We start from the raw sequence: 2730 nt of genomic DNA, 5'->3' as shown, positions 1-2730 counted from the left end.
TAAAGGCAAAACTAAAAGGCATGAGCCCGGTACAGTACCGAACTCATGCGCTAAAGGCAGTCTAACTATATACTGTCTAACTTTTGGGGGTCACTTCATTGCGGCAGCTCCTGACTATCGTTCTTACGTAAGTTGAACAACCATCATGAATATAATGGTTGAATCTTTTCAATGATGGAAATGGCGGTCAAAAATCAAACTTTGTTGTGTCTTGAACATCCAAATAAATAACAACTTGAACTCAAAGATGTTGAAAATTTCAAAGGTGGAACATAGCCGTTAGAAATCATATTTATAATACTTTCATATTCCTTTTTGTCATCTTCTAATTGCTTTATGTATATGGCTTTTTCGCTCTCTGTCCAATCCTCATTGCATTGAACTGCGTGTTCTTCCCGAATATCGTTTATTTTTAATTGAATACATTCATTTGCCATTTCAACCGCACGATTCAATGAACTTGTTTTAATTAAGGAATAAATATACCTACAAACCCAATCTGGACTCTTATAATATGTGTCCCATGATTTTTCAAACCAACGGACTGCCTCAGAAAAACATTGCAACTCAAAGTACAGTTCAGCAACATGAACTTCTCCGACGAATTCATCATCACTTTCCGAAAAAGCATCCAACTTACATTTTGCTTCATTCGTTTTACCGATTTCAATCAAACATTTTATGTAACTATACATTGTGTAATCAGAAGGCTTGGCACTTTTTAGAAATAAAGCTGAAGCTTCATCCAATTCCCCAAGATGATATTTAGCTATAGCTAAATTATTATATGCTTCTTTGGAAGGCTCGATTGCGATTGAGTTCAACAATACATTCGAGGCATCTTCCCATCTTTCCAACGCAACATATATTTCTCCTAAAAGGTTGTAGGGAATATGCGAAGCTGGATTTAGACTAGTTGCTTCTTTAACTAATTCCAGAGCAGTTTCTGTGTCACTTTCTTCGTGATAATAAATCCAAGCAAGGTTCGTTAAAGACTGAATATTTCTTGATTCGTTCACAGCTTCTTTGAAAAGAGCCAAGGCTGCATCATATTCATTACGTTCGAAATGTTCGATAGCTTTCTGGTTAATATTCAACTGGTTCCTCCTGTCAATTTATTCAAATGTTGAATATGAAGTTGATGATAAAAAATTTACTTGAAATAAATTATATCACTCAATTCAAAGCCTTTTTCGCCAACCTGTTTGTGCCCGTTGTTTCATTAAGCTAATCTGCCCGTTAAGGGGGTGAAGTGCTGCCACGCGGCAGCACTTCACTGTTTAACTCGTTCTCTCGTTAGTTCAATGGTTGCTAACTTAATCACTGTTATTCCAAGTTAAAATTCCTTCATCTTCATCGAATCCATTAAATAATGTTTTATCTATCGTTTCATTATCAATTATTACATTAAGCCATGCTTCCATTGAATCTTCGAGTCTTTTCCTGTCTATTGAAAAAAACTTCCCCGCTCTGTTAGACAGAAGTAATTCGTCTAAGAAAACTGCATCTTCCATTGTTAACTTTGTTTTGTTTAAACAATACTTAGAGAGTTTTTGCAATAATTCCTTTGTGTCATCATCAAGTATTATAAGTATCCCTTCTACTGAAGGTTGTAAACAAGAATAACCTCCAGCTTGGTTATAGTAAACAACTCCAGACTTTATTTTTATAATAAGAGCAAGCTGTTCCAAGCCATGCAGACAGACTTCACGTTTTATTGGCAAGAGAATAACCTCGTTTCATATCTTCATCTAACTATCAATATATTACCATAATTAGGGTACGTAAGTTGCGCTATACTGCCCGTTAGTTTAATCACGTGCCTAAATGTAAAAACAACAAACCGGAACTCCAACGGAGACCCGGTTCTTTTACCCACCTATCCAACTTCACTCAAACGCCCATCCCGAAAATACACAACCCGCTTCGCCTGCTTAGCAATCGCTAGGTCATGCGTAATCAAAACAATCGTCCTGCCTTGCCCATTCAATCTCTTAAAAATGTCCAAAATCTCCACGCTCGTCTTCGAATCTAGTGCTCCCGTCGGCTCATCCGCGAGAATGATTGCCGGATCGCCGGCCAATGTCCGGGCAATCGCAACACGTTGCTGCTGACCGCCAGACAGCTCCGAAGGCAGATGCCGCCTGCGGTCTACTAAGTCAACCGCTTCCAATGCCTTCATGACAAGCGACTCCCGCTCTTTCTTGCTCATCCCTCGGTAAATGAGCGGCAGCTCCACATTCTCATATGCATTAATCCGTGGCAGCAGGTTAAAGCTCTGGAAGACAAAGCCGATCTTCCGATTCCTTATTTCAGCCAGCTGCGCATCCTTCAGCCGATTAATGGCCTTCCCATCCAGCACATAGTCCCCATGATCTGCAATATCCAAGCACCCAATGATATTCATCAATGTCGATTTTCCCGACCCTGAAGGTCCCATAATCGCCACAAACTCGCCGTGATCGATCACTAATGAAATATCATCCAACGCCCGAATCGTTTCCCCACCCATCACGTAGTTCTTACTCATATGCTCAATCTGGATTAAGGTCATTCCCTTCGCCTCCATTATATGAAACCAAATAAATGAAGTATGCGACTCCTCCGACTGACCGACCTTTACCGCTTCGCCTTATAAAACTCATGATAAAGCTTCATGAGCGCCCGCTTCTCAATTCGCGATACATACGACCGCGAAATCCCCAGCTCCTTCGCAATCTCCCGCTGCGT

At 40.2% G+C, this 2730-nt stretch carries 4 protein-coding genes; all 4 read right to left on the bottom strand.

Annotation, left to right across the window (positions count from 1 at the left end):
- Window positions 1–194 precede the first annotated feature (194 nt).
- On the bottom strand, window positions 195–1097 hold the full coding sequence (locus AC58U0_RS37185) for a tetratricopeptide repeat protein (RefSeq protein ID WP_497383658.1): 903 nt from the start codon (window positions 1095–1097) through the stop codon (window positions 195–197).
- Between the two features lie 219 nt (window positions 1098–1316).
- Window positions 1317–1724 (bottom strand): DUF6210 family protein, encoded by a 408-nt coding sequence (locus tag AC58U0_RS37180; protein ID WP_497383657.1) that lies wholly within the window; start codon window positions 1722–1724, stop codon window positions 1317–1319.
- 155 nt (window positions 1725–1879) lie between these two features.
- The gene (locus tag AC58U0_RS37175; protein ID WP_497383656.1) at window positions 1880–2554 is read right to left on the bottom strand and encodes an ABC transporter ATP-binding protein; all 675 of its coding nucleotides are present in this window, start codon (window positions 2552–2554) and stop codon (window positions 1880–1882) included.
- A 65-nt stretch (window positions 2555–2619) separates the two neighbouring features.
- Window positions 2620–2730, bottom strand: a 111-nt coding sequence (locus AC58U0_RS37170) for a sigma factor-like helix-turn-helix DNA-binding protein (RefSeq protein WP_497383659.1), incomplete at its 5' end; no start/stop codon positions are given.

Source organism: Paenibacillus sp. J31P190 (genome assembly GCF_059692075.1).
The sequence above is the reverse complement of the archived record's forward strand: the minus strand, read 5'-3'. Positions and strand labels throughout refer to the sequence as shown.